This is a genomic window from Staphylococcus sp. ACRSN, assembly GCF_022346615.1.
In the GTDB taxonomy this organism is placed as follows: domain Bacteria; phylum Bacillota; class Bacilli; order Staphylococcales; family Staphylococcaceae; genus Staphylococcus.
In genome coordinates this window covers 96,586-122,346 of the sequence record NZ_JAKRNS010000009.1, presented here as the reverse complement: position 1 = coordinate 122,346, position 25,761 = coordinate 96,586, and the positions used below count along the sequence as shown (strand labels likewise).

At 31.9% G+C, this 25,761-nt stretch carries 20 protein-coding genes and 2 pseudogenes; 20 read left to right on the top strand and 2 right to left on the bottom strand.

Going from position 1 to position 25,761, the window contains the following annotated elements; genetic code table 11:
- Positions 1-537 precede the first annotated feature (537 nt).
- Positions 538-1,530, top strand: coding sequence for a hypothetical protein (locus tag MHZ36_RS09945; protein WP_239231347.1), 993 nt, complete (start codon positions 538-540; stop codon positions 1,528-1,530).
- A 555-nt stretch (positions 1,531-2,085) separates the two neighbouring features.
- Here the strand turns inward: MHZ36_RS09945 and MHZ36_RS09940 are convergent.
- On the bottom strand, positions 2,086-2,955 hold the full coding sequence (locus MHZ36_RS09940) for an HTH domain-containing protein (RefSeq protein ID WP_239231345.1): 870 nt from the start codon (positions 2,953-2,955) through the stop codon (positions 2,086-2,088).
- A gap of 439 nt (positions 2,956-3,394) precedes the next feature.
- Between MHZ36_RS09940 and rbfA the strand changes: the two genes are divergently transcribed.
- The 18 genes and pseudogenes from rbfA to rny all read left to right on the top strand — a co-directional run bounded on the left by rbfA (position 3,395) and on the right by rny (position 24,413).
- Complete coding sequence (rbfA, locus tag MHZ36_RS09935; protein WP_239231344.1) at positions 3,395-3,739, top strand: 30S ribosome-binding factor RbfA; 345 nt, start codon at positions 3,395-3,397, stop codon at positions 3,737-3,739.
- A 127-nt stretch (positions 3,740-3,866) separates the two neighbouring features.
- Positions 3,867-4,784, top strand: coding sequence for a tRNA pseudouridine(55) synthase TruB (gene truB, locus MHZ36_RS09930; RefSeq protein ID WP_239231343.1), 918 nt, complete (start codon positions 3,867-3,869; stop codon positions 4,782-4,784).
- Positions 4,785-4,796: 12 nt separating this feature from the next.
- A complete protein-coding gene (locus tag MHZ36_RS09925; protein WP_239231342.1) occupies positions 4,797-5,768 on the top strand; it encodes a bifunctional riboflavin kinase/FAD synthetase in 972 nt (323 codons plus the stop codon).
- A 105-nt stretch (positions 5,769-5,873) separates the two neighbouring features.
- Entirely contained in the window at positions 5,874-6,143 is a 270-nt protein-coding gene (gene rpsO, locus MHZ36_RS09920; RefSeq protein WP_239231341.1) for a 30S ribosomal protein S15, read from the top strand.
- Positions 6,144-6,295: 152 nt separating this feature from the next.
- On the top strand, positions 6,296-8,401 hold the full coding sequence (pnp, locus tag MHZ36_RS09915; RefSeq protein ID WP_239231340.1) for a polyribonucleotide nucleotidyltransferase: 2,106 nt from the start codon (positions 6,296-6,298) through the stop codon (positions 8,399-8,401).
- 331 nt (positions 8,402-8,732) lie between these two features.
- Positions 8,733-10,406: a ribonuclease J2 gene (gene rnjB, locus MHZ36_RS09910; protein WP_239231338.1), complete on the top strand. Its 1,674-nt coding sequence runs from the start codon at positions 8,733-8,735 to the stop codon at positions 10,404-10,406.
- A 307-nt stretch (positions 10,407-10,713) separates the two neighbouring features.
- A pseudogene (locus MHZ36_RS14440) lies at positions 10,714-11,584 on the top strand (DNA translocase FtsK 4TM domain-containing protein); the annotation flags it as partial.
- Between the two features lie 113 nt (positions 11,585-11,697).
- Positions 11,698-13,149, top strand: a pseudogene (locus MHZ36_RS14435) (DNA translocase FtsK); the annotation flags it as partial.
- A 2-nt stretch (positions 13,150-13,151) separates the two neighbouring features.
- A complete protein-coding gene (locus MHZ36_RS09900; RefSeq protein WP_239231336.1) occupies positions 13,152-13,868 on the top strand; it encodes a GntR family transcriptional regulator in 717 nt (238 codons plus the stop codon).
- Positions 13,869-13,896: 28 nt separating this feature from the next.
- A complete protein-coding gene (gene yfmF / locus MHZ36_RS09895; RefSeq protein ID WP_481867133.1) occupies positions 13,897-15,168 on the top strand; it encodes an EF-P 5-aminopentanol modification-associated protein YfmF in 1,272 nt (423 codons plus the stop codon).
- Complete coding sequence (gene yfmH, locus MHZ36_RS09890) at positions 15,165-16,451, top strand: EF-P 5-aminopentanol modification-associated protein YfmH (RefSeq protein ID WP_239231333.1); 1,287 nt, start codon at positions 15,165-15,167, stop codon at positions 16,449-16,451. Before yfmF ends, yfmH begins: the two co-directional genes overlap by 4 nt.
- A 3-nt stretch (positions 16,452-16,454) precedes the next feature.
- Positions 16,455-17,159 carry an elongation factor P 5-aminopentanone reductase gene (gene ymfI / locus MHZ36_RS09885; RefSeq protein ID WP_239231328.1) on the top strand — a complete coding sequence of 235 codons (705 nt, stop codon included), beginning with the start codon at positions 16,455-16,457 and terminating at the stop codon, positions 17,157-17,159.
- A 187-nt stretch (positions 17,160-17,346) separates the two neighbouring features.
- Entirely contained in the window at positions 17,347-18,177 is an 831-nt protein-coding gene (locus tag MHZ36_RS09880) for a DUF3388 domain-containing protein (RefSeq protein WP_239231327.1), read from the top strand.
- A 39-nt stretch (positions 18,178-18,216) separates the two neighbouring features.
- The gene (locus MHZ36_RS09875; protein WP_239231325.1) at positions 18,217-18,609 is read left to right on the top strand and encodes a helix-turn-helix domain-containing protein; all 393 of its coding nucleotides are present in this window, start codon (positions 18,217-18,219) and stop codon (positions 18,607-18,609) included.
- A 37-nt stretch (positions 18,610-18,646) separates the two neighbouring features.
- Positions 18,647-19,225, top strand: a complete 579-nt coding sequence (gene pgsA / locus MHZ36_RS09870; RefSeq protein WP_239231323.1) for a CDP-diacylglycerol--glycerol-3-phosphate 3-phosphatidyltransferase — start codon at positions 18,647-18,649, stop codon at positions 19,223-19,225.
- An 882-nt stretch (positions 19,226-20,107) separates the two neighbouring features.
- The gene (locus MHZ36_RS09865) at positions 20,108-21,256 is read left to right on the top strand and encodes a CinA family nicotinamide mononucleotide deamidase-related protein (protein WP_239231322.1); all 1,149 of its coding nucleotides are present in this window, start codon (positions 20,108-20,110) and stop codon (positions 21,254-21,256) included.
- A gap of 168 nt (positions 21,257-21,424) precedes the next feature.
- The gene (recA, locus tag MHZ36_RS09860; protein ID WP_239231321.1) at positions 21,425-22,471 is read left to right on the top strand and encodes a recombinase RecA; all 1,047 of its coding nucleotides are present in this window, start codon (positions 21,425-21,427) and stop codon (positions 22,469-22,471) included.
- 382 nt (positions 22,472-22,853) lie between these two features.
- On the top strand, positions 22,854-24,413 hold the full coding sequence (gene rny, locus MHZ36_RS09855; RefSeq protein WP_239231319.1) for a ribonuclease Y: 1,560 nt from the start codon (positions 22,854-22,856) through the stop codon (positions 24,411-24,413).
- Between the two features lie 174 nt (positions 24,414-24,587).
- Here rny and MHZ36_RS09850 read toward each other — a convergent pair whose 3' ends face one another.
- On the bottom strand, positions 24,588-24,803 hold the full coding sequence (locus MHZ36_RS09850; protein WP_239231317.1) for a hypothetical protein: 216 nt from the start codon (positions 24,801-24,803) through the stop codon (positions 24,588-24,590).
- Between the two features lie 161 nt (positions 24,804-24,964).
- On the opposite strand from MHZ36_RS09850, the gene MHZ36_RS09845 reads away from it, so the two are divergent.
- Positions 24,965-25,753, top strand: coding sequence for a TIGR00282 family metallophosphoesterase (locus MHZ36_RS09845; RefSeq protein ID WP_239231316.1), 789 nt, complete (start codon positions 24,965-24,967; stop codon positions 25,751-25,753).
- Positions 25,754-25,761: the final 8 nt, after the last annotated feature.

Here is a 25,761-nt window from a genome sequence, read left to right as displayed (position 1 = left end):
GCTATGTTGCAATGCTTAAATTATAAATTTTCTAATACCTTCAATTAATATACATAATCCTTCTAAGAAACTACTTTTTAAATTACCTTCATTATGATGGAACGATTTACATTTTATAATTAGTACTTCAATTTTAGCTTTCTTTTCATTTCAGAGTTTTTAATGAAAACCACAACATTTTCAAACTACTTTTCTACTAATCAGACTTTATTCTTTATAATTTTCACTTGTAGTTTTGATATATCGATATTGAATAGTGCACAATATTCGACTATAAATTATAGTAATAAGAAAAAGGTTAATTGTGATATATAATATTTTTAACATGTATGAATTGCATTAAGTTGTATTTATATAGTTTGAAATATTTTAATAAGAGATGACTGGAAGTTATAGATATGATAAAATTTAAATCGTTTAATTATTAATGGTTAGTGATTGGTTAAAAAATATATAGAAAAATTACTTTTTTATAACTCGCAGACACTTACTGTCTAGTTGCTTATTTATAATTAAGAGTATAGGAGGTTATACCAAATGAGCGAATATTTAAATGAGATAAATAATTTTTGGCAAGAATATTTACAAGAATATAATGCTATATATGATGAAAATACATTAAAGAAAATAGTCGAAAGTAACGATACAACAGCTTTTATTCATCCTCAGGATTTAACTTATTTAAAATCAAATTTCGGTGATGACTTTACTCAAATACCAAGATTTAAAAAAATGATCGACTTTGCGAATGGTATAATTTCGATAAACAAAGACAGAAGAAAAGTGATTTTAAATGAAGAAAGTATTAATCCGGCAATGGCGAGACCTTATTTTGGTAATCCAGAAATAGCAGATATCGTTATTTTAAAAAAACATCCAGAAAAAGATTTTAATAGTTATAATGCTGTTTTACCACACAATGAAGCGATAGAATATAGAAAACGAATCGTATTAGATATTCAAGGTAAATTAACCTTTAATAATAAAAAGCTATTTTTGCCTTTTGTTGATAAACACAGATGGTTTATTAAATATTTATATAGCAATTCTTCAACAATAAAGCAATTTAATATTAATCCTAACAGATTGATGGTACTAAACTTTTTTCCATATCAAGCAGGTCATAGTGCGGGTATTCCAAGGGATTTTTTAACATTAAATCATATTTTGCCTTCACAACGTGAGAATTTTAATTTATTGATGAAAATGTTAAAGGATAATAAGCGTAGAATATACATTTGTAGTGAAGAAGAGTTATTTATCTCAATTTTTAAAAATTTTGCAGATGAATCAATGTGTACTTATATAAAAGATAATTTATTTGTTTTTGCTTCAAAACAAAACAGAAGAATTACAACTGGGAATTTATTGAGTTACAGAGAACATAAGGTAAGATTAAAGCAAAAGCAAATGTTAACCAAGCCTGAATATTATCGATGGAATAGAATTCAAAAGGAAGCGCGTGAAATAGGTGAATCAGATTTTTACAGACGTATGAAAGGACTAGAACGTACATTACAACAATCATAACATTTGCGTTTTTAGTCAGTGAATATAATAAGTTATATTAGGTTAAATGCTTTAATACTTTTTAGATGAAACAATATGATGTTTATCGCTTGAAGTATATGTAATGAAGCGTGATGTCAAAGACTGTAGACTAATGATGGTATTTAGTTTACAGTTTTTTTATGCATGACTTTCCAGAGTGATAAATAATCATATAACGTTTTTTAACTATGTGGTTGCATAGGTATTAATTTCGTTAAAATGAATGTGATTGAAGCATAATCAGATTATTTAAATTACCTTTTCAATAGATAAGTAGAAGTCTTATATGAGAACTAAGTAGAAGTCATTAAATGAATTAAAGATAGTACTTAATATTCGTAGATTAGAAAACGACAATTGCCTATTGATTATAATAGGAATTGTCGTTTTTAGTAGACTGTAGTAATAATTCACTTTCAATAATTGAAAAAATACTGCAATCTAACTTTTAAAAAGATTAGAAGTTGTTTCAATAATGTATTTTGTATGTTGATAGTATTAACAATGCGGAAATATGTGTGCAGATTGTTATAACTATTTGTATTTTGTAAATAGATTTTTTAATTTTAATTTAAAAGCATCTACATAGGCTTGAGGATGTAAAATTGTTATGTCATTTGCATATTTATAAGCCAATTGAAGGGTTTCTTGTTGGGATATGATTATTTTGGCTACAATGCCATTTTCAACATTTTGCGTGTGAACAATAATAAATTGTTTGTGTATTTCTTCCCAAATTGATGTAGTAAAATGAAATGTAGTCGGCTCTATTTTTTCTATTATATCTGTTTCAAATTGGTCCGATAGCGTAGTAACTTCTCGAACATTATCGAGATTAACACAGGTGATTGTACCGTGATAATAGTAAGTGAACCAATGCTTTCTATCGTAATAGCGCGTGTAAATAGGTATCACTTTAATTTTATTTTGATTATTTATAGCGAGTGAAATAAACTCATTATATTCTATAGCAATTTGAATATTAAATATTAATTGAGACTCAACCTTAACTTTATTCAATTTAAATTGACTTAATAATTTATTAGATAGTGTTTTTTCGCCTAAATTAATATTAGCGTTTAAACCTCTGATTAAATTATAGGTATCTTCGTGAATGATTGGTGTGAAAGTTTTCATTCTAAATACTAAATTAAGTAATCTTTTACTTTCAAACTTATATTTGTTTATTTTCAGTCGATGCTGTTCAATATATTTATCGTAGACGATAGATCCTTCTAAACCTTGCCACTCAGCATCTTCATAAATAAAATGATTTAAATCACTAATATCTCTTTGAATTGTTCTCAAATTAACATTTAATGCTTTTGCTAGTGCTTCTTTATTTAATGTCTTGCCATTTAAAAAACGTGTGTAAATATACAATAAACGCTCTGGTTTCTCCAAATATGCACGCTCCTAATATTTTTAATAAGCATTGAAATGTTTATTAATACACATTATAGCATTTTATACAATTAAAGCGTAACACTTTTTAATAATTTATAAATAAGGTGAACAAATACATATTTGTAATAAAGAAATTATACTTTTATAACACTTAGGTATTAAAATTAAACATTTAGGCAATACAAAATCAAATGAATTTCAACTTATTACAAAATCGTTTCATTATTTAACAGTTAGGAATAAAAATCATGCCTATCTGTATAAATGATTTTGCACATTATAGTTACATGCTATTAAAAATTATTTGTTTTTAAAACGGTTAATAAAGTATACAATAGTAAAATTTGTTTGACGTTATGAAATGAACTATCATATAATCACTTAGTAAGGAAGACAACACTGACTTTATAAGCAAACTTTTGCGAGGTGAAATAATATGAATATGAGAGCAGAACGTGTTGGCGAACAAATGAAGCAAGAAATTATGGATATTGCAAATAACAAGGTGAAAGATCCTAGAATAGGGTTTTTAACTATAACAGATGTCCAATTAACAAATGACTTATCAATTGCGACGGTTTATCTTACAGTGCTTGGAAGTAAAAGAGAAATTGAAGATACATTCAAGGGATTAGAAAAAGCAAAAGGTTTCATTAAATCTGAATTGGGGTCTAGAATGAGATTACGTATTATACCTGAATTAAATTTTGAATACGATGAATCAATAGATTATGGTAATAAGATTGAAAGAATGATTCAAGATTTACACAAAAAAGATTAATAAATTTAGTTTGCTGAAACAAAATTCAATTGAAATTTTGTTTCAGTTTTTTTAATGCTCAATAAAATGGCTGTACATGTTAAAATAAAAGATGATTATATAAAGTGATATTGAAGGTGGCGAAACGATGTATAACGGTATTTTACCTGTTTATAAAGAGCGTGGCTTAACAAGCCATGATGTAGTGTTTAAATTGAGAAAAATATTAAAGACCAAAAAAGTTGGTCATACTGGCACATTGGATCCTGAAGTTGCGGGCGTATTACCAATTTGTATTGGAAATGCAACTAAGGTTAGTGACTATATTATGGAAATGGGTAAATCATATAAAGCAACCGTATTTTTAGGTGTAAGTACTTCTACTGAAGACCAAACTGGCGAAACAATTGAAGTGAAAGAGATTGAACATGCAAGTATAGAAGATAAAGCTATAGATGACGTGTTAAATCAATTTAAAGGTGAAATAACGCAAATACCACCAATGTATTCGTCTGTTAAAGTGAGAGGTAAAAAACTATATGAATATGCGAGAAAAAATATTGAAGTAGAAAGACCTGAGCGCGTTGTATATATTAAAGATATTATACGAACATCAAATCTCACATTTGATCAACAAGGGTGTCAATTTGATATTTTTGTTACTTGTGGCAAAGGTACTTATATTCGTACATTAGCAACAGATATTGGTAGCGCATTGCATTTACCAGCGCATATGTCTCAATTAACAAGGGTTGATAGTGGTGGATTCTCTATTGATGAAAGTTATAAACTACAAGAGATTGCAGAATTAGTTGAGCACGAAGGGTTACAAGATAAATTATTTCCGATAGAATATGGTTTAAAAGGTTTACAAAAAATTAAAATAACTAATACTGTTCTAAAAGATAAAATTTTAAATGGTCAAAAATTCAGAAAAGACCAATTTGAAGAAAATATTGTAGAACAAGTGGTTATGATTAATGATGTGGATAATAGGGCATTAGCTATCTATGAGCCTCATCCAGAAAAACAAGATGAAATTAAACCTAAAAAGGTCTTTAACTAAAGGAGAATTTACATGAAAGTGATTGAAGTAGCACATCCAATTCAAGAAAAACAATATATAAAAGAAGATGTTGCAATGGCTTTTGGCTTTTTTGATGGTATGCATAAAGGACATTCGAAAGTCTTCGATACTTTAAAACAAAAAGCTGAAGAAAAGCAGTTGAAAAAAGCGGTGATGACTTTTGATCCTCATCCATCAGTCGTTTTAAATCCAGAATTGAAACGTACGGATTATTTAACTCCTATTCAGGATAAAGTCGAAATTCTTGAATCTTATGGTATCGATTATTGTATAGTCATTAATTTTTCTTCAAAATTTGCAGATGTAACTGCTGAAGAATTTATTAAAGATTATATTATTAAAAATCATGTCAAAGAAGTCGTTGCAGGTTTCGATTTTACTTTCGGTAAATTTGGTAAAGGGAATATGCTCATCTTGGATGAGATGACACAATTTAATACAACTACTGTGAGTAAGCAAGAAATTGAGTCAGAGAAAATATCAACTACTGCAATCAGAAAGGCATTAAAAACTGGTGATTTACAAAAGGCGAACGAGGAATTGGGTTATCGCTTTCGCATTAAAGGTACAGTAGTACAAGGTGAGAAACGTGGTAGAACAATCGGATTCCCTACCGCAAATGTACAACCAAGTGATGATTACGTACTACCTAAAAATGGTGTATATGCTGTAAGTATGGAGATTGGCTCTGATCATAAAGTATATCGTGGTGTTGCTAACGTCGGAGTAAAACCCACATTTCATGATCCTTCAGTGGCGCAAGTTGTGATAGAAGTGAATATTTTCGATTTCGATGATGATATATATGGTGAGCGAGTAACCGTATTTTGGCATCATTTTTTACGACCTGAAATAAAATTTGATGGCATTGACCCATTAGTTGAACAGATGAATAAAGATAAAGAAAAAGCAAAATACTTATTAGCGGTTGATTTTGGAGACGATATATCATATAATATTTAAGTCTAATGTGTATTTCACATTAAAGCACCTTTACCTTGGCTAGTTCGAGACTCCGACGATTAGCTCGGATAGAGGCGTATTACAAATAAAAGGAGGAAATTGACAATGGCAATTTCACAAGAAAGAAAAAATGAATTAATTCAAGAATACCGCACACACGAAGCTGACACTGGATCACCAGAAGTTCAAATCGCTGTATTAACTGCGGAAATCAGTGCATTAAACGATCACTTACGTACACACAAAAAAGACCACCATTCACGTCGTGGTTTATTGAAAATGGTAGGTCGTCGTAGACACTTACTTAACTATTTACGTAACAAAGATATTCAACGTTACCGTGAACTAATTAAATCATTAGGTATCCGTCGTTAATCTTTTGACGTTTATTGATAGGGAAAGAACCTTAAAGGTCCTTTCCCTTTTTTATAATTATTAAGAGGATAAGCTAAAAGTAAGATACTAATATTAAATTATTATTAGAAATGATATGATAGACTTATTAGAAATATGAGAGGAGATTCGTAATGTCTCAAGAGAAAAAAGTTTTCAAGACTGAGTGGGCAAATCGTTCTTTAACGATTGAAATAGGACAACTTGCGAAACAAGCAAATGGCGCCGCGCTTGTACGTTATGGTGATACAGTTGTATTATCTACTGCTGTTGCTTCTAAGGAACCACGTGATGGTGACTTCTTCCCACTAATGGTGAATTATGAAGAAAAAATGTATGCAGCAGGTAAGATACCTGGCGGATTTAAAAAACGTGAGGGACGCCCGAGTGACGAGGCTACATTAACTGCAAGATTAATTGATAGACCGATTCGTCCGTTATTCCCTAAAGGTTATAAATATGATGTTCAAATTATGAACACTGTATTAAGTGCAGATCCAGACTGCTCACCAGAAATGGCGGCTATGATAGGGTCTTCTATGGCATTAAGTATATCAGATATTCCATTCCAAGGACCTATTGCTGGGGTTAATGTCGGCTATATTGATGGTGAATACATTATAAATCCAACAGTTGAACAAAAAGAAGTTTCAAGGTTAGATTTAGAAGTTGCCGGTCATAAAGATGCAGTAAATATGGTAGAAGCAGGGGCGAGTGAAATTACTGAGGAAGAGATGTTAGAAGCAATTTTCTTCGGTCATAAAGAAATTCAACGCCTTGTAGATTTCCAACAAGAAATTGTGAACCATATTCAACCTGAAAAGAAACCTTTTGTACCTGTTGAAAAAGATGAAGCACTTATTGAAAAAGTAAAACAATTAACAGAAGCAAATGGTTTAAAAGAAGCTGTATTAACCTTTGACAAACAACAACGTGACATTAATTTGGATGCATTAAAAGAAAACGTTGCTAATGAATTTGTCGATGAAGAAAATCCAGATAACGAAGCATTAATCAAAGAAGTATATGGCATCTTGAATGATTTAGTTAAAGAAGAAGTCAGAAGATTAATTGCAGATGAAAAAATCCGCCCAGATGGACGTAAAACAGATGAGATTAGACCGCTTGATTCAGAAGTTGGTTTATTGCCAAGAACACATGGTTCAGGTTTATTTACAAGAGGTCAAACTCAAGCGTTATCTGTTGTTACTTTAGGTTCATTAAGTGAGTATCAAATACTGGATGGTTTAGGTGAAGAAGAACAAAAACGCTTTATGCATCACTATAACTTCCCTAATTATTCTGTTGGAGAAACTGGCCCAGTCCGTTCTCCAGGGCGTCGTGAAATTGGTCATGGTGCACTAGGTGAAAGAGCGTTAAGTCATATCATACCTGATACTCAAGAATTTCCTTACACAGTTCGTGTTGTGAGTGAAGTGTTGGAATCAAATGGTTCATCTTCACAGGCATCTATTTGTGGTTCAACACTTGCGCTTATGGATGCGGGTGTTCCAATTAAAGCACCAGTTGCTGGTATTGCTATGGGATTAGTGACACGTGAAGATAGTTATACAATACTTACTGATATTCAAGGTATGGAAGATGCTTTGGGTGACATGGACTTTAAAGTGGCAGGAACAGCAGAAGGTATTACTGCTATTCAAATGGATATCAAGATAGATGGGTTGACAAAAGAAATCATTCAAGAAGCATTAGCTCAGGCTAAAGCAGGTCGATTAGCGATTTTAGATCACATGCTACAGACGATTGATGTACCACGTAACGAATTGAGTAATTACGCACCTAAAGTTGTGACAATGCAAATCAAACCTGAAAAAATTAGAGATGTAATTGGGCCTGGCGGTAAGAAAATCAACGAAATTATTGATGCTACTGGTGTTAAACTTGATATCGAACAAGATGGTTCTATTGTGATTGGTGCTGTCGATAAAGAAGCGATTGATAAAGCGCGTAGTATTATAGAAGATATTACACGTGAAGCTGAAGTTGGCCAAGTTTATAATGGTAAGGTCAAACGTATAGAAAAATATGGTGCATTTGTTGAATTGTTCCCTGGTAAAGACGCATTAGTACACATTTCACAAATTGCAAATGAACGCATTGATAAAGTTGAAGATGTCTTGAAAGTTGGAGACACATTTAAAATTAAAGTTACTGAAATTGACAAACAGGGTCGTGTCAACGCATCTCATAAAGCGTTGTTATCTGAAGAGTCATAAAAAAATATAATTGCAAGTTTTGGAAACTAGTATGGTCGAGTCATATAATGAGTATTACAATACTCTGATATGTATCTTAGCTTACATACTAGTTTCTTTTTTTATTTACAAAATGAATTTCTTTCAGATTTATATAAATATAGATGGGAAATTATAATAGTTGGGTAACAATTTTTGTAATGAGTAAAAAACATTATACACTTTATATGCAGAAGCACTTTGCAATTTAGCTTTTTAAGATTACTTTAATAGTGTACATAGCGCTTGATTTAACTTATAATATATTATGAGTTTATATATGGTCGGGGATATTCAAATAGGAGGTAACATTTTGAGTTTAATAAAGAAAAAAAATAATAATATTCGTATTATTCCTCTAGGCGGAGTCGGAGAAATAGCGAAGAATATGTATATCGTTGAAGTAGACGATGAGATGTTTATGTTAGATGCAGGATTGATGTTCCCAGAAGATGAAATGCTGGGTGTCGACATTGTAATTCCTGACATACAATATGTTATAGAAAATAAAGAAAAGTTAAAAGGGATTTTCTTGACTCATGGTCATGAACATGCAATTGGTGCAGTTACATATGTACTTGAGCAAGTAGATGCACCTGTTTATGGTTCGAAGTTAACTATCGGACTAATTAAAGAGAATATGAAAGCTAGAAATGTAAACAAGAAGGTAAGATATTATACTGTAAATAATGAATCGATAATGCGTTTTAAAGGTGTTAATATTACTTTCTTCAATACAACACATAGTATTCCTGACAGTTTAGGCGTTTGTATTCATACTTCGTATGGTGCAATTGTTTATACAGGTGAATTTAAATTTGATCAAAGCTTGCATGGTCATTATGCACCAGACTTGAAAAAGATGACTGAAATTGGTGAGTCCGGCGTTTTTGCACTAATCAGTGATTCAACTGAAGCAGAAAAGCCAGGTTATAATACGCCTGAGAATGTAATTGAATCACATATGTATGATGCATTTACAAAAGTTAAAGGTAGATTAATTGTATCTTGTTATGCGTCAAATTTCATTAGAATTCAACAAGTACTAAACATTGCAAGTAAATTGAATAAAAAGGTGTCTTTCTTAGGCCGTTCGTTGGAAAGTTCTTTCAACATCGCTAGAAAAATGGGATATTTCGATATTCCTAAAGAAATGCTAATACCAATCAATGAGGTTGAAAATTATCCTAAAAATGAAGTGATTATCATCGCTACAGGTATGCAAGGTGAACCTGTTGAAGCGTTGAATCAAATGGCTTTGAAAAAACATAAAATTATGAATATCGAACCTGGAGATTCAGTCTTTTTAGCAATCACAGCTTCTGCCAACATGGAAGTGATTATAGGTAATACACTTAATGAATTAGTGCGTGCCGGTGCTGAAATTATTCCAAATAACAAAAAAATTCATGCATCAAGTCATGGTTGTATGGAAGAATTAAAAATGATGATAAATATGATGAAACCAGAATATTTCATACCAGTGAATGGCGAATTTAAAATGCAAATAGCACATGCTAAATTGGCTAATGAAGCAGGAGTTCAACCTGAAAAGATTTTCTTAGTTGAAAAAGGCGATGTAGTTAACTTCAATGGTGAAGAAATGATTCTAAATGAGAAAGTTAATTCTGGAAATGTTCTCATAGATGGAATAGGTGTTGGCGATGTTGGAAATATTGTATTGAGAGATCGTCATTTACTTGCAGAAGATGGAATCTTTATAGCGGTCGTGACACTAGATCCAAAAAACAGACGTATTGCAGCAGGACCTGAGATACAATCTAGAGGTTTTGTATACGTTAGAGAAAGTGAAGCACTTTTAAACGAAGCTGAAGAAAAAGTGAGAGAAATTGTAGAATTAGGTTTACAAGAAAAAAGAATTGAATGGTCTGACATAAAGCAAAATATGAGAGATCAGATTAGTAAATTATTATTCGAAAATACAAAACGTCGTCCAATGATTATTCCAGTTATTTCTGAAATTTAATAGAATTGAATTAAACACAAAGAGGTTAAGACAAGGGCTTAAGTTAACATTTAAAAATGCGATTGCTGTTATGAGTTGTGATTTGATCACTGAAAATGACAAACGCATTGCATTCTTTAAATCTAGCGGGAGCGAAATAAGTCTTTGCCTCTTTTGTGTTATCATATTAAAGTAATCTGTTCTTATAAAATGGAAAAGCGTTACTAAAATATCATTAATTATTTTATTTAATTTAATCAATATTTTCTATACATAATTGCAGTAACGAATTAATAAAGAAATTAGAGTTGAAAAGAAGGTGTGGAATTTGGCACAAACGAAAAAAAGAACGACAACAAAGAAAAAAACAACGAATACAAGAAATAATAAAAGTCGCCAGAAAAAGAAGCAATCAGACAGTCCATTAAGATATATTTTTGCAATTATTGTCTTTGTATTAACCTTATTAGGCGCATTTCAATTAGGTATTGTTGGCACAATGATAGATAGTTTTTTCAATTACTTATTTGGAAATAGTCGCTACCTTACTTATATTTTAATATTAATTGGGACAATTTATATTACATATTATAAAGCACTACCAAAGAGTAGAAGAACAGTGGGAGCTTTTGTGTTACAATTTGCGCTCTTATTCCTAACGCATATTATCTTTTATTTTGTAAATCATACTAAGGCACAAAGAGAACCTGTATTATCTTTTGTCTATAAATCTTATGAACAAACACACTTCCCCAATTTTGGAGGAGGGTTAATTGGGCATTATCTATTAGTATTATTTAATCCTTTAATTTCTATTGTGGGTGTAGTCATTGTTACGTTATTACTTATAGCTTCTAGCATCATATTATTACTAAAACAGAAACATAGAGATGTTTCTAAACTAATGTTTGAACGATTAAAAAGTAAAAGTAAAGATGCTTCTGAAAGCATGAAAGAAAAACGTAAGCAAAGTAAAGTTAAAAAAGATGCAAAAGCACGAGTAAAAGCTGAAAAACAGGCTGAACAACAAGCGCAAATTGAAAGTGAAGCGCCAATTAAGGATGTCAGTAATTTTACAGAAGTACAAAATTCAAATTCAACTAAGGATCAACAAGACATTCCTATATATGGACATAGTGAAAATGATGAACCAAGTACGCTAAGTAGAACAAAAAAACGCTCTAAGCGTGTATTTGATCAAGACGGGGCACAAGCGAATACAAGTAATAATACAGTAAGTCACCAGCAAGATATGCAACAAGAAAGTATTGATTTTGATGGAAATGAATCGAATGACTCTGAAGGTGAAGGTGCTGGATCAATATCTGAAGCAGGTGAAGTTGAAAATGAATCCTATAAGATTCCACCTCTGACGTTATTAAATCAACCAGCGAAACAGCAATCAACTTCAAAAACAGAGGTTCAGAAAAAGGGACAATTATTAGAAACAACTTTGAAGAACTTTGGTGTTGATGCTAGAGTGACACAAATCAAAATTGGACCAGCCGTGACTCAATATGAGATTCAACCTGCACAAGGTGTTAAAGTAAGTAAAATTGTTAATTTACATAATGATATTGCACTTGCTTTAGCAGCAAAAGATGTAAGAATCGAAGCGCCTATTCCTGGACGTTCAGCAGTAGGTATTGAAGTGCCAAACGATAAAATTTCTCTCGTATCACTAAAAGAAGTATTAGATGAGAAATTCCCTGCAAAGAATAAATTAGAAGTGGGGTTAGGTAGAGATATATCCGGAAGTCCGATAACAGTCGAATTAAATAAAATGCCTCATTTACTAGTGGCAGGTTCAACAGGTAGTGGTAAATCTGTATGTATCAATGGTATTATTACGAGTATTTTATTAAATGCAAAGCCACATGAAGTTAAGCTTATGTTAATTGACCCAAAAATGGTAGAATTAAATGTATATAATGGTATTCCACATTTATTAATTCCGGTAGTGACTAATCCGCATAAGGCATCACAAGCATTAGAAAAAGTTGTAGCAGAAATGGAACGCCGTTATGACTTATTCCAACACAGTTCTACAAGAAATATTGAGGGTTATAATGAAACGATTAGAAGACAAAATAAAGAATTAGATGAAAAGCAGGCAGAGTTACCTTATATCGTTGTAATTGTAGATGAATTGGCAGATTTAATGATGGTAGCAGGTAAAGAAGTAGAAAATGCAATTCAACGTATTACACAAATGGCACGTGCAGCAGGGATTCATCTTATCATTGCAACACAAAGACCATCTGTTGATGTTATTACAGGATTGATAAAAAATAATATTCCAACACGAATAGCATTTGCGGTTAGTTCTCAAACAGATTCTAGAACGATTATAGATAGTGGCGGTGCCGATAAACTTTTAGGTAAAGGTGACATGCTGTACGTTGCAAATGGTGGTTCAACAAGAACACGTGTACAAGGTGCATTTTTGAGTGATCAAGAAGTTCAAGAAGTAGTAAATTACGTAGTAGAACAACAAAAAGCAAACTATGTAAAAGAAATGGAACCAGATGCACCAGTTGATAAATCAGAAATGAAGAGTGAAGATGCTTTATATGATGAAGCTTACTTATTCGTTATTGAACAGCAAAAGGCAAGTACTTCTTTACTTCAAAGACAGTTTAGAATTGGATATAATCGCGCATCTAGATTGATGGATGATTTAGAGCGTAATCAAGTTATTGGACCACAAAAGGGTAGTAAACCAAGACAAATTCTTGTGGATTTAGATAATGATGAGGTGTAAATATGGAACTTACTTCAGTTTATAAAGTGAAAGAATGGTTAATACAACAAATTAAAGCAGGTGATTTTCAACATGGTGAGCAATTACCTAGTCACCTTGCTATAGCAAGAAAGTTGAATGTAAAGACAGATGATGTATACGACGCAATTGATGAACTGATTACAGAACAAGTATTATCTAATAATTTAGAGGAAGGTGCGAGTGTTAAGTCACAGCACCCTTTCCTTTATCCATTAGGCGAGTTAGTTAGCATAAGTAAAATGATTAAAGCAAAAGGTTATGAACCTGGCACTGAGTTTATTAGTTTTGACGAAAAGCCATCGACAACATTAGATGCATTGACTTTAGCGTTACCAGAAAAAGATTATGTAACTATAATAGAACGCATTCGAACAGCAGATAAACAGCCTGTAGTTTATTGCTTGGATAAGGTACCAACGCGTTATTTAACTTGTGCACAATATCAAAATAGCAATGAATCATTATTAGAAGCGATTGAACAAAATTCGTCAACAGAGATTGCTTATGCTGAAACAGAGATTGAATCGATTAGTTATGAGCCTCATATCTCTGATGTGCTAGATGCTTCTCCACATGAAGGATTAATGTTACTTAAATTAGTGCATTATAATAAAGATGAGAAACCAATATTTTATTCTTTTAATTATTTCAAAAGTAGTTTAGTTAAATTTAAAACGGTTAGAAATAGATTAGAATAACAAAATTATGAAAGTGAGGTATGACAATTTGAAAAAAGAGACACAACGCAACGATTTACATATTGAAGTAATGCCAACATCAAAATTTAAAACGACTACCATTACATTGAAATTTATGGCACCTTTAGATAATGAAACAATGACGGCAAGATCTGTGTTAAGTAAACTATTAGTAAGAGCAACAAAAAAATGGCCAACTGATAAAGCATTCAATCGTCATTTGTCTAACTTGTATGGTGCTTACGTTAATAGCTTTGTTACTAAATTTAAAGATAAACATGTAATTACCATATCTTTAGAATTAGTAAATGAACGTTATTTAAGTGATCAAACACCTCTATTTGAAAAGGGACTGCAGTTATTAAATGAAATTATTTGGAATCCACTCGTTACAGATGGTGCATTTAATTCAAATTTTGTAACACAAGAAAAGACATTACTATCTAAAAAATTAGAAGCAATGGTAGATAATAAATCGCAAATTGCATTTTTGAATTTATTAAAACATATGTTCGGAAATCATCCATATAGACATCTCGCAACAGGGCAAGTCAATTATATAGAAGATATCACTCCGAAAAGTTTATATCATACATATCAATCTATGCTACATGATGACTTTTGTGCAGTATACGTAGTCGGAAATGTAGACGAAACAGAAGTGAAATCACAGATTCACACATATTTTAATATACAACCTTCACCATTTGAACTTTCAACTGTGACGCCGTTGCAATCTAAACATGAATTACCACAGACCATAGTTGAATTTGATGAAGTAGATCAAGCTAAGTTAAATATGGGCTTTAAACTGCCTACAGTTTATGGACAACCAGATTATTTTGCAGTAGTAGTATTTAATATTATGTTTGGCGGAGATCCTTCTTCGGTATTATTTAACGAAGTTCGTGAAAAACAAAGTTTAGCATACTCTATTCACTCTCAAATTGATGGGAAAAATGGCTATATGTTTGTGCTAAGTGGTGTTTCAAGTGATAAATATGATGTAGCAAAAGATACAATTATCAATGAATTTAAAAAAATTCAAGAAGGCAATTTTGATGATAGTAAATTAGCGTTAGCGAAAAAAGTTATTATTTCTCAGAGACAAGAATCTCAAGATAGAGCAAAAAGCATTATTGAAATTTTAAATAATAATATTTTATTAGAAGAAGATTTAACAGAGGCGATGTATATTAAAGGCATTAATAAAGTTACGAGGCAAGATGTAGTGAAAGTCGCACAAGCAACTATATTAGATACGATATATATTTTGACTAAAGGAGGTAGTGAATCGTGAAAGAAACATACTATAAACAAATTGACGAGCGTGTTTATGAAACGGAGCTAGATAACGGACTAAAATTATTTGTAATTCCGAAACCTGGTTTTCAAAAAACATTTGTCACTTACACTACTCAATTTGGTTCATTAGACAATAAATTCAAACCTCATGGCAGTGATACATACGTAACAGTACCAGATGGTGTTGCACATTTTTTGGAACACAAATTATTTGAAAATGAAGAAGAAGATTTATTTACTGCTTTTGCAGAGGATAATGCGCAAGTTAATGCATTTACAAGTTTTGATCGTACAAGCTATCTGTTCAGTGCAACTGATAATATAGAAAGAAATATCAAACGCTTGTTAACGATGGTTGAAACACCTTATTTTACAAAAGAGACTGTTGATAAAGAAAAAGGAATCATAGCTGAAGAAATTAAGATGTATCAAGAACAACCAGGTTATAAATTAATGTTTAATACACTGAAAGCTATGTATCAAACACATCCTATTCGTGTAGATATTGCTGGTAGCGTAGAGAGTATTTATGAAATTACAAAAGATGATTTATATCTTTGTTATGAAACGTTCTATCATCCGTCAAATATGGTATTGTTTGTGGTTGGCGATGTTGATCCTGAACATATTTATCGTGTTATAGCAGAACATGAAGATATGAGAGATAAGGTTAATCAACCACAAATTGTGAGAAATCCTTTAGTTGAACAAGTTGAGGTTAGTGAGGCTCAAATCACTGAATCAATGAAATTACAATCACCACGTCTGATGCTTGGTTTTAAAAATAAAGTATTACAAGATGCACCTTCGAAAGCATACGTAAAACATGACTTGGAAATGACTTTATTCTTTGAAATGGTATTTGGTGAAGAAACAGATTTTTACCAAACATTGTTAAATCAAGACTTAATTGATGAAACGTTTGGCTATCAATTTGTATTAGAACCAACATATAGTTTCTCACTTGTTACAAGTTCAACTCAAAAGCCAGATGAATTAAAGGCATTGTTGTTAGAAGAACTAAAACATAAAATAGGAAATCTTGAAGATGCTGATGCATTTGAATTATTAAAAAAACAGTTTATAGGTGAGTTTATATCTGGATTGAATTCTCCAGAATATATAGCAAATCAATATACTAAATTACATTTTGAAGGTGTAAGTTTATTCGACTTATTAGATATTGTTGAAAGCATTACGTTAGAAAGTGTTAATAAAACGGCAAATTTATGTTTGGATTTAAGTCAAATGGTCGACAGTCGACTGGAGATGAAATAATAAATGAAGGCATTAGTCATTGGCGGATCTGGAACAATAGGAATGGCTATAACAGAACGTTTATTAGCCGATGGGTTTGAGGTTGTTGTGCATTATAATCAAGCAGATATTGGTGCACTAAGCAATCAATTTCATGGGCAACCTGTACAATTTGTACAATGTGATTTGAAAAAAGCTAAAGATTTAAATGAACATTTTGGCTTTATTGAAAATTTAGATTGTTTGATTTATACAAGCGGTAATGCTTTGTATGGATTATTACAAGACATGACTGATGTAATGTTAGATGAGAGTTATACATTACATCTTCGACAACTCATGCGCGTTTGTCGCCTTTTCATTGACCAATTAAGACAAAGTCAAAATGGAAGAATCGTTGTAGTTTCATCTATTTGGGGAGAAACAGGTGCGAGTTTGGAAACCGTATACTCCGCTATGAAGGCAGGGCAAATTGGCTTTGTCAAAGCATTGAGTCAAGAGTTAGCCCTTAGTACTGTAACGGTCAATGCGATAGCACCTGGCATTGTTAGTGGTCGTATGACTCAGACATTTGATGAAGAAACTTTATCGGAAATAATTCAAGAATTACCACAACAGCGTTTAATTGATCCTCAAGAAATTGCTCATACTTGTAGTTATCTTTGTCATCCTTATGCAAAAAGTATTACAGGTACTGTACAAAAGGTTAATGGAGCTTGGTATCTTTAATTTTAGAAAGTGATTAAAAAACAATCCAACTCAAGTTTAATCAGTGCTATAATGTGATTATATTAAATGATAAGGTGACAAATAAATAGCGCTATATTTATAATATATTGTTATTACTAGACGATTATTTTTATCAAAGCTATTATAAAATATATCCGTTGTTTTTAAACGAAGGGGTGTTTATTTCATGGCAGTAGCTACTAGAAAAGAATGGTATTTAGAGTATGAGATAACAATGAACCGAGCAGGATTATTAGGGGATATCTCTAGTTTGTTAGGTATGATGGGCATTAGCATTGTCACGATAAATGGTATAGAAGAGAGTAGAAGGGGTTTGCTCATTAAGACTGATAGTCTTGAAAAAGTAAATCGTTTTGAAAATATTGTTATGGAAATTGATGATATTTCTATCACAAAGCTAAGAAAACCAGAATTGCGAGATCGCTTAGCTGTACGTCATGGTCGTTACATAGAACAAGATGCTGATGATAAAAAAACATTTCGATTTGAGCGTGAAGATTTAGGTTTGCTAGTTGATTTTATGGCTGAATTATTTAAAGAAGATGGTCATAAATTAATTGGCATTCGAGGCATGCCGAGAGTAGGTAAAACTGAGTCTATTGTTGCAGCAAGTGTTTGTGCCCATAAGAAATGGTTGTTCATTAGCTCAACCTTGATTAAACAAACGGTTAGAAGTTCGTTGATTAAAGGCGAATATGATTCTAATCATGTCTATATTATCGATGGTGCTGTGACAGCACGTGAGTCTAGTCAAAAACACCAAGATTTAGTTAAAGAAGTTATGAGTCTACCTGCGATTAAAGTGGTTGAACATCCAGACTTATTTGTTGAAACAAGTGATTATGAGATGAAAGATTTTGATTATATTATTGAACTTAGAGAAAATAAAAATCAAGAAATTCATTATGAAGAAATGAAAAAACAAACAGTTAAAAGTAAAAATAACCTTGATTTTAGCGATGATGGTTTTGGTGGCGGATTTGGATTTTTTGAATAGAAAAACTATATAAATTTTTATAAAGGAGGCTTAACAATTGTGAATTCAATAGGTCAAACTTTAAAAGGGCGCAGAGAGCGTTTAGGGATGACATTAAATGAATTAGAGTCTCGTACACAAATCAAAAGAAAAATATTAACACTTATCGAAAATAATGATTTTGCTTCATTAAACAATGAAAATTATGCTGAAGGTTTTATCATTAAATATGCTAAGGCTGTTAATATCGATTCAGATCAGTTAATAGCATCACACAAAGAAGAAATACCTAGTAATGAAAATGATTTGGAACAAGTGATTGATGCATTTTCAAGTGAAAATAAGCCTACATATAGAAGTAAAGATAAAGAACCTTTACAACTCGCAGTAGTTATTAGTTTTGTTGTTATACTAACAGCTGTTTTGTGGGTGTTGGCAGTGTTGTTTTTATAGAAGAGATTAAGTTATAAATAGAAATGAGGCATTTTATATGAATATACCGAATTGGATAACAGTTTTTAGAGTTATACTAATTCCAGTTTTTATGGTATTTGCATTAGTAGATTTTGGTTTTGGTAAAGTTTCTTTTATCGGTGGAAATGATATTAGAATTGAACTTTTAATTAGTGGCATTATTTTTATCATTGCGTCATTGAGCGACTTTGTAGATGGTTACCTTGCAAGAAAGTGGCAATTAGTTACTAATATGGGGAAATTTTTAGATCCTTTAGCTGATAAATTACTTGTATCTAGTGCATTAATAGCACTTGTACAAATAGATTTAACTAATTCTGTAGTTGCAATTATTATTATTGCACGTGAATTCGCTGTTACTGGATTGAGGTTACTACAAATTGAACAAGGCTTCGTTAGTGCTGCAGGTCAGTTAGGTAAAATTAAAACAGCAGTAACTATGCTTGCAATTGTCTGGATATTATTAGGAGATCCGCTTGCAACTTGGATTGGAATCTCACTAGGCCGAATTTTACTTTATATCGGTGTATTCTTTACAATTTTATCAGGAATAGAATATTTCTATAAAGGTAGAGACGTTTTCAAAGCGAAATAATAGTATTTTAAACATAATTATAAATAAAGTAATTAGAATTTTAGGTATTATTATCTATGTAGCAGAAATTAAAGAAATATCTAGGGCATAAATATTAGAAGAAAAAACCGGTAAATGAATTTTAAAATTCATTTACCGGTTTTTTAATTACAATATTTCATATTGTTGCATCATTTTCCTAAGATGTCGCTTCAGCCTTTGCTTGTAGTGGATATTGTTTCCTCAAGAGTCTTCTCGCCAAAATTATTGGCAAATCATTTTTAATTTGTGTAGCAATCATTTTATTATAAGAAAGTGCTGTATTTGTTCTGTATTAATAAGGATTTATAGCGTGATAAGGACAAAGGTAATTTGAGTGAGAGAATTCAGACTTGTACCATAGCACACATAGGCAGGCAATCATGCATGTTCAAAATCATAAAATTTTAATATAAGAGAGTGTTAATCTATTAATGATTAGCGCTCTCTTATTGAGAATGGAAATTAATGCTCAAGTCTCATCTTTTTCAAGCTTAACATCGTACTAAATTATACTTGAGCCTTTAGTTTAGTTATACGACTACAGATGATATTATAATCAACTTCATAAATTAACATATTCAAAACCTCATTTTCAGTCAAATTAAGGTAATTGTTTGAGGTCAGTAATGTTGAATATAAATAAAGATTAATGTAGGCAATTGGCACTGAATAGTAAGGTTATATATTTCGTAGGCATATCATATTTGTAATTGATATTATTATTTTAGCAAGTAAGTCTTTTTTATTTTAATACTCTGTTGAGATATAATTTAACTATTAGTGAAACGAATCATTTCGTTTTTAATGGTAATTCGTTTTATAATTTATATATAGTGCAGCTTGTATAGAGGAGGAATATTCTTGAATATATCTATTATTGCAGTTGGTTCTGAATTATTATTAGGCCAGATTGCGAATACAAACGGACAATACTTATCGAAGCTACTTAATGGTATTGGACATAATGTAGTTGAACATGCAGTTGTCGGTGATAATCCGGAACGTTTAAAAAGAGTAATCAACACAACGCTTGATAAAAATGATACAGTCATACTTACAGGTGGACTAGGTCCAACAAAGGATGATCTAACTAAACACACTGTAGCAGAAATATTAGGTCGTGAGCTCGTTATAGATCAAGCGGCGTTAGACGATATAGAGCATTATTTTCAAAAGCAAAATGTTGAAATGACACCAAATAACCGTCAACAAGCTCTAGTTATTGAAGGATCTGAAGTGTTAGAAAATAAATTTGGGATGGCACCAGGTATGTTAGTCAATCATAATGAAAAGCGCATTATTTTATTACCAGGTCCACCAAAAGAAATGCAACCAATGGCTAAAAATGAATTATTACCGCATCTTTTAGATGGAGAACAAATCATATATTCAGAATTATTGCGATTTGCAGGTATAGGTGAATCAAAAGTAGAAACAGTATTGATGGATTTAATAGATAAACAGTCAAATCCTACAATTGCTCCGTTAGCAGGCACACACGAAGTGAATATAAGATTGACTGCGAATGGTGAATCTGAGACTATATGTCAAGCGTTGATAGATCCAATAAAAAGTGAAATTTTAAGTAGAATTGGTGAATATTATTATGGGTCCGACGATATTAAGTTGGAACAAGCTTTAATGCAAAATGTTAAACGAACATTTGCTGTTTATGATGGAGTGACAGATGGTGAACTTTATTCGAGAATGAAAGATTTCGATGATCACCAATATTTACAAGGTATGTTGCCACATCACCAACAATTTGTCGATAAAACACTTCCAATAGAACGACAATTAACAATTACTGCTAACATCGTTAAAGATTTATATCAAACTGACGTGGCTATTACTTTATTGTATGAAAATGAGTCAGTCTATCTGGGAATTTTAAATGGTGAAAAACTAGAGATACAAAGCTTTAAAATGATACAACAAAGTAATATGCTAAAACACAGAACACAAAATTATGTATTAATAAGGCTGCTAAATCGTTTGAAACCACAGTAAATGGCTCATTAATTAATATTTTTATAGTACGTGTGTTCTATATTTTGAAATAAGTCGTTCTTTTGACCGAACAAATATTCGCAAAATACTTGCGTTGAATTTAAAATACCTGTATAGTATGGGTAAGATATTTTTCAGAGATAAATCTCATTTAGGAGGTCCAGCATTTTGGATAACGATCGTCAAAAAGCTTTAGATACAGTAATTAAAAATATGGAGAAATCATTTGGTAAAGGCGCAGTGATGAAACTTGGAGATAATAAAGCACGCAGAGTTTCTAGTGTTTCAAGTGGTTCTGTCACATTAGATAATGCTTTAGGAGTAGGTGGTTACCCTAAAGGTAGAATAGTTGAGATTTATGGACCAGAAAGTTCTGGTAAAACAACTGTCGCATTGCATGCTATTGCTGAAGTTCAAAAAAATGGCGGCGTAGCTGCGTTTATTGATGCGGAACACGCACTTGATCCTGTATACGCAGAAGCATTAGGCGTAGACATTCAAAATCTTTATTTATCACAACCTGACCATGGTGAACAAGGTTTAGAAATTGCAGAAGCTTTTGTACGTAGTGGTGCAGTTGACGTTGTTGTTGTCGATTCAGTAGCTGCTTTAACACCTAAAGCTGAAATCGAAGGTGAAATGGGGGATACGCATGTTGGTTTACAAGCAAGACTAATGTCACAAGCATTGCGTAAACTTTCAGGTGCAATTTCTAAATCAAATACAACGGCTATTTTCATTAACCAAATTCGTGAAAAGGTCGGAGTTATGTTTGGTAACCCTGAAGTTACTCCAGGGGGTAGAGCATTGAAGTTCTACAGTTCAGTACGTTTAGAAGTTAGACGTGCAGAGCAATTGAAACAAGGTCAAGAAATTGTCGGTAATAGAACTAAGATTAAAGTAGTGAAAAATAAAGTAGCACCACCTTTCCGAATTGCAGAAGTAGACATTATGTATGGTAAAGGTATTTCTAAAGAAGGCGAGTTAATCGACTTAGGTGTTGAAAACGAAATTGTTGATAAATCAGGTGCATGGTACTCATATAATGGTGAGCGTATGGGTCAAGGTAAAGAGAACGTCAAATCATATCTTATGGAGAATCCAGAAATTAAGAATGAAATTAACCAAAAATTACGTGAAACATTAGGTATCTTTGACGGTGATGTAGAAGAAAAGGAAGAAAAGGAATCAACAAATTTATTCGATGAAGAATAAATAATTAGTTATTATTTTAAATCGTATATTTATTGACACCCTAGAAATATTTGTTATTTCTAGGGTGTCTTTTGAATTAATATAATGAAATTTCAATGAAAATGGTGTTATAAAATAATTTTAAATGTATAATAATCGGTGAAATTTATCTTAAATATATTAATGTATAATTCCATAAAATAAAAGAAACATTGCGCTAACAACATTTATAATAGATAAAGTGTAAAAGAGGGGTCTCTAATATTGAATTTATGTAGTTGGAAACCTTGACACTTCTTGTCTTTAAACCGTACAATTACATTGTATGATTCTTATATAACTTCATATAATCATATTGAATTTGATATACAGAGCAAAATCCTAGAATAAAGGGGGTGTTTGTGTGAATTTATTAGGCCTCCTACTCGTTTTGCTAGGTATTATTCTCGGAGTTGTTGTAGGGTATATTATAGCCCGTAATTTATTGCATCAAAAGCAATTACAAGCAAGACAAACTGCCGAAGATATTATCGAACAAGGTAAAAAAGAAGCAGATAATATCAAGAAGGAAAAGCTCCTTGAAGCTAAAGAAGAAAATCAAATCTTAAAAGAACAAAGTGAAAATGAACTTCGTGAAAGACGTGGTGATCTTCAAAGGCAAGAAGCCCGACTTCTTCAAAAAGAAGAAAACTTAGAGCGAAAATCTGATCTGTTAGATAAAAAAGATGAGATTTTAGAGCAAAAAGAATCTAAACTTGAAGAAAGACAACAACAAGTAGATGCAAAAGAGAGTAGTGTTCAAACGTTAATAAATAAGCATGAACAAGAATTAGAACGCATCTCTGGTCTCTCTCAAGAAGAAGCAGCACAAGAACAACTTCAAAGAGTAGAAGATGAATTGTCACAAGATATTGCAATACTTGTTAAGGAAAAAGAGAAAGAAGCAAAAGAAGCAGTCGATAAAAATGCTAAGGAATTATTAGCAACAACTGTACAAAGGTTAGCTGCGGAACATACTTCGGAGTCTACGGTTTCAGTTGTTAATTTACCGAATGATGAAATGAAAGGTCGAATCATTGGTCGTGAAGGAAGGAATATCAGAACACTGGAAACATTGACTGGTATAGACTTAATTATAGATGATACACCAGAAGCAGTAATACTTTCTGGTTTTGACCCAATTAGACGTGAAATTGCTAGAACGGCATTAGTAAATCTTGTTTCAGATGGACGAATCCATCCTGGAAGAATTGAAGATATGGTAGATAAAGCTCGAAAAGAAGTAGACGATATTATAAGAGATGCAGGGGAACAAGCTACATTTGAAATAAATGTACATAATATGCATCCGGATTTAGTTAAAATCTTAGGTCGTTTACAGTATCGTACAAGCTATGGACAAAATGTACTTAAACATTCAGTTGAAGTTGCGCATTTAGCAGGTATGCTAGCCGCAGAATTGGGTGAAGATGTAACATTAGCTAAACGTGCTGGTCTACTTCATGATGTTGGTAAAGCAATCGACCATGAAGTTGAAGGTAGCCATGTTGAAATCGGAGTTGAGTTAGCTAAAAAATACGCTGAAAATGAAACAGTAATTAATGCGATTCACTCACACCATGGTGATGTAGAACCTACTTCAATAATTTCTATTTTGGTAGCAGCTGCTGATGCATTATCTGCAGCTAGACCAGGTGCTCGAAAAGAGACGTTAGAAAATTATATTAGAAGACTTGAAAGACTTGAAACATTATCTGAAGGTTATGATGGTGTTGAAAAAGCATTTGCAATCCAAGCTGGTAGAGAGATTCGAGTTATTGTATCACCAGATTCTATCGACGACTTAAAATCACACCGCTTAGCAAGAGATATTAAAAACCAAATTGAAGATGAACTTCAATATCCTGGTCATATAAAAGTGACAGTTGTTCGAGAGACTAGAGCAATTGAATATGCAAAATAATTTTTCTAGAGTATAGTCTAGAATATAGTTAAAGTCTATCCATATCATTTTAGTGGATAGACTTTAACTTTTTAATATATGTATAAACAATAAAAGCTATCCTCAAACAGTTGAGGATAGCTTTTATTGTTTAAGTTATGCTTATACATTATTTAAGTAATTATAATTAACAACTTAACTTAATTCTAAATCTGCTGCTTTAATTTCTTTTAACACCTCTGCAGTATCATAACAATTAGTAGCAATATTTGAGTGTCGTTCTGCTAGACGATAAGCATTCACATAGAGTTCTAAACTATCTTTCGCAATATCTTCTGGATTGTTACTTTTTGATGGATTTGCTGTAACTACGAGGTCAGCAAATTTTTGTGGATCAATATTTATTGACATGTATGAATTACAACTCCTATATCTAATTAAAATAATCTTACAGTATATTGTTTACCACATTGCTTATACTTGAAACTTAGAAATTTAAAGATATTTTTCACATATACTTTTCATAATAAAAAAATTACATTAAACTAACATTAAGAGAGGATGAACATTTAATGAGAATACTTTTTATTGGGGATATCGTAGGTAAAGTTGGTAGAGAGGCTATTCAAACATACTTACCCAAGCTAAAACAAACACATCGTCCAACTGTGACAATAGTAAATGCTGAAAATGCTGCACACGGTAAAGGATTAACTGAGAAAATATATAAAGAGCTATTAAGAGAAGGCGTAGATTTTATGACAATGGGCAACCATACTTATGGTCAAAGACAGATTTATGATTTTATTGATGATGCTAAACGTATGGTTAGACCAGCTAATTTCCCTGATGCCGCGCCAGGTGTAGGTATGCGCTTTATACAAGTGAATGACATTAAGCTTGCGATTATCAATTTACAGGGACGCGCTTTTATGCAAGATATAGACGATCCATTTACGAAGGCTGATGCACTTATAGCAGAAGCAAAAAAAGAAACAGACTATATTTTTGTAGATTTTCATGCCGAAACAACTTCTGAAAAAAATGCGATGGGTTGGTATTTAGATAATAGAGTAAGTGCAGTTGTTGGTACACATACACACATTCAAACTTCAGATGAAAGAATTTTGCCTGGTGGAACTGGTTATATTACGGATGTAGGAATGACTGGCTATTATGATGGTATTTTAGGTATCAATCGTTCGGAAGTGATAAATAGATTCTTAACTAGCTTACCACAACGCCATGTCGTACCAGATGAAGGTAGAAGCGTACTTTCTGGTGTCATAATCGACATTAATAAAGAAGGCAGAACAACACATATCGAACGCGTACTAATTAATGATGATCATCCATTTTAAGCTTATCG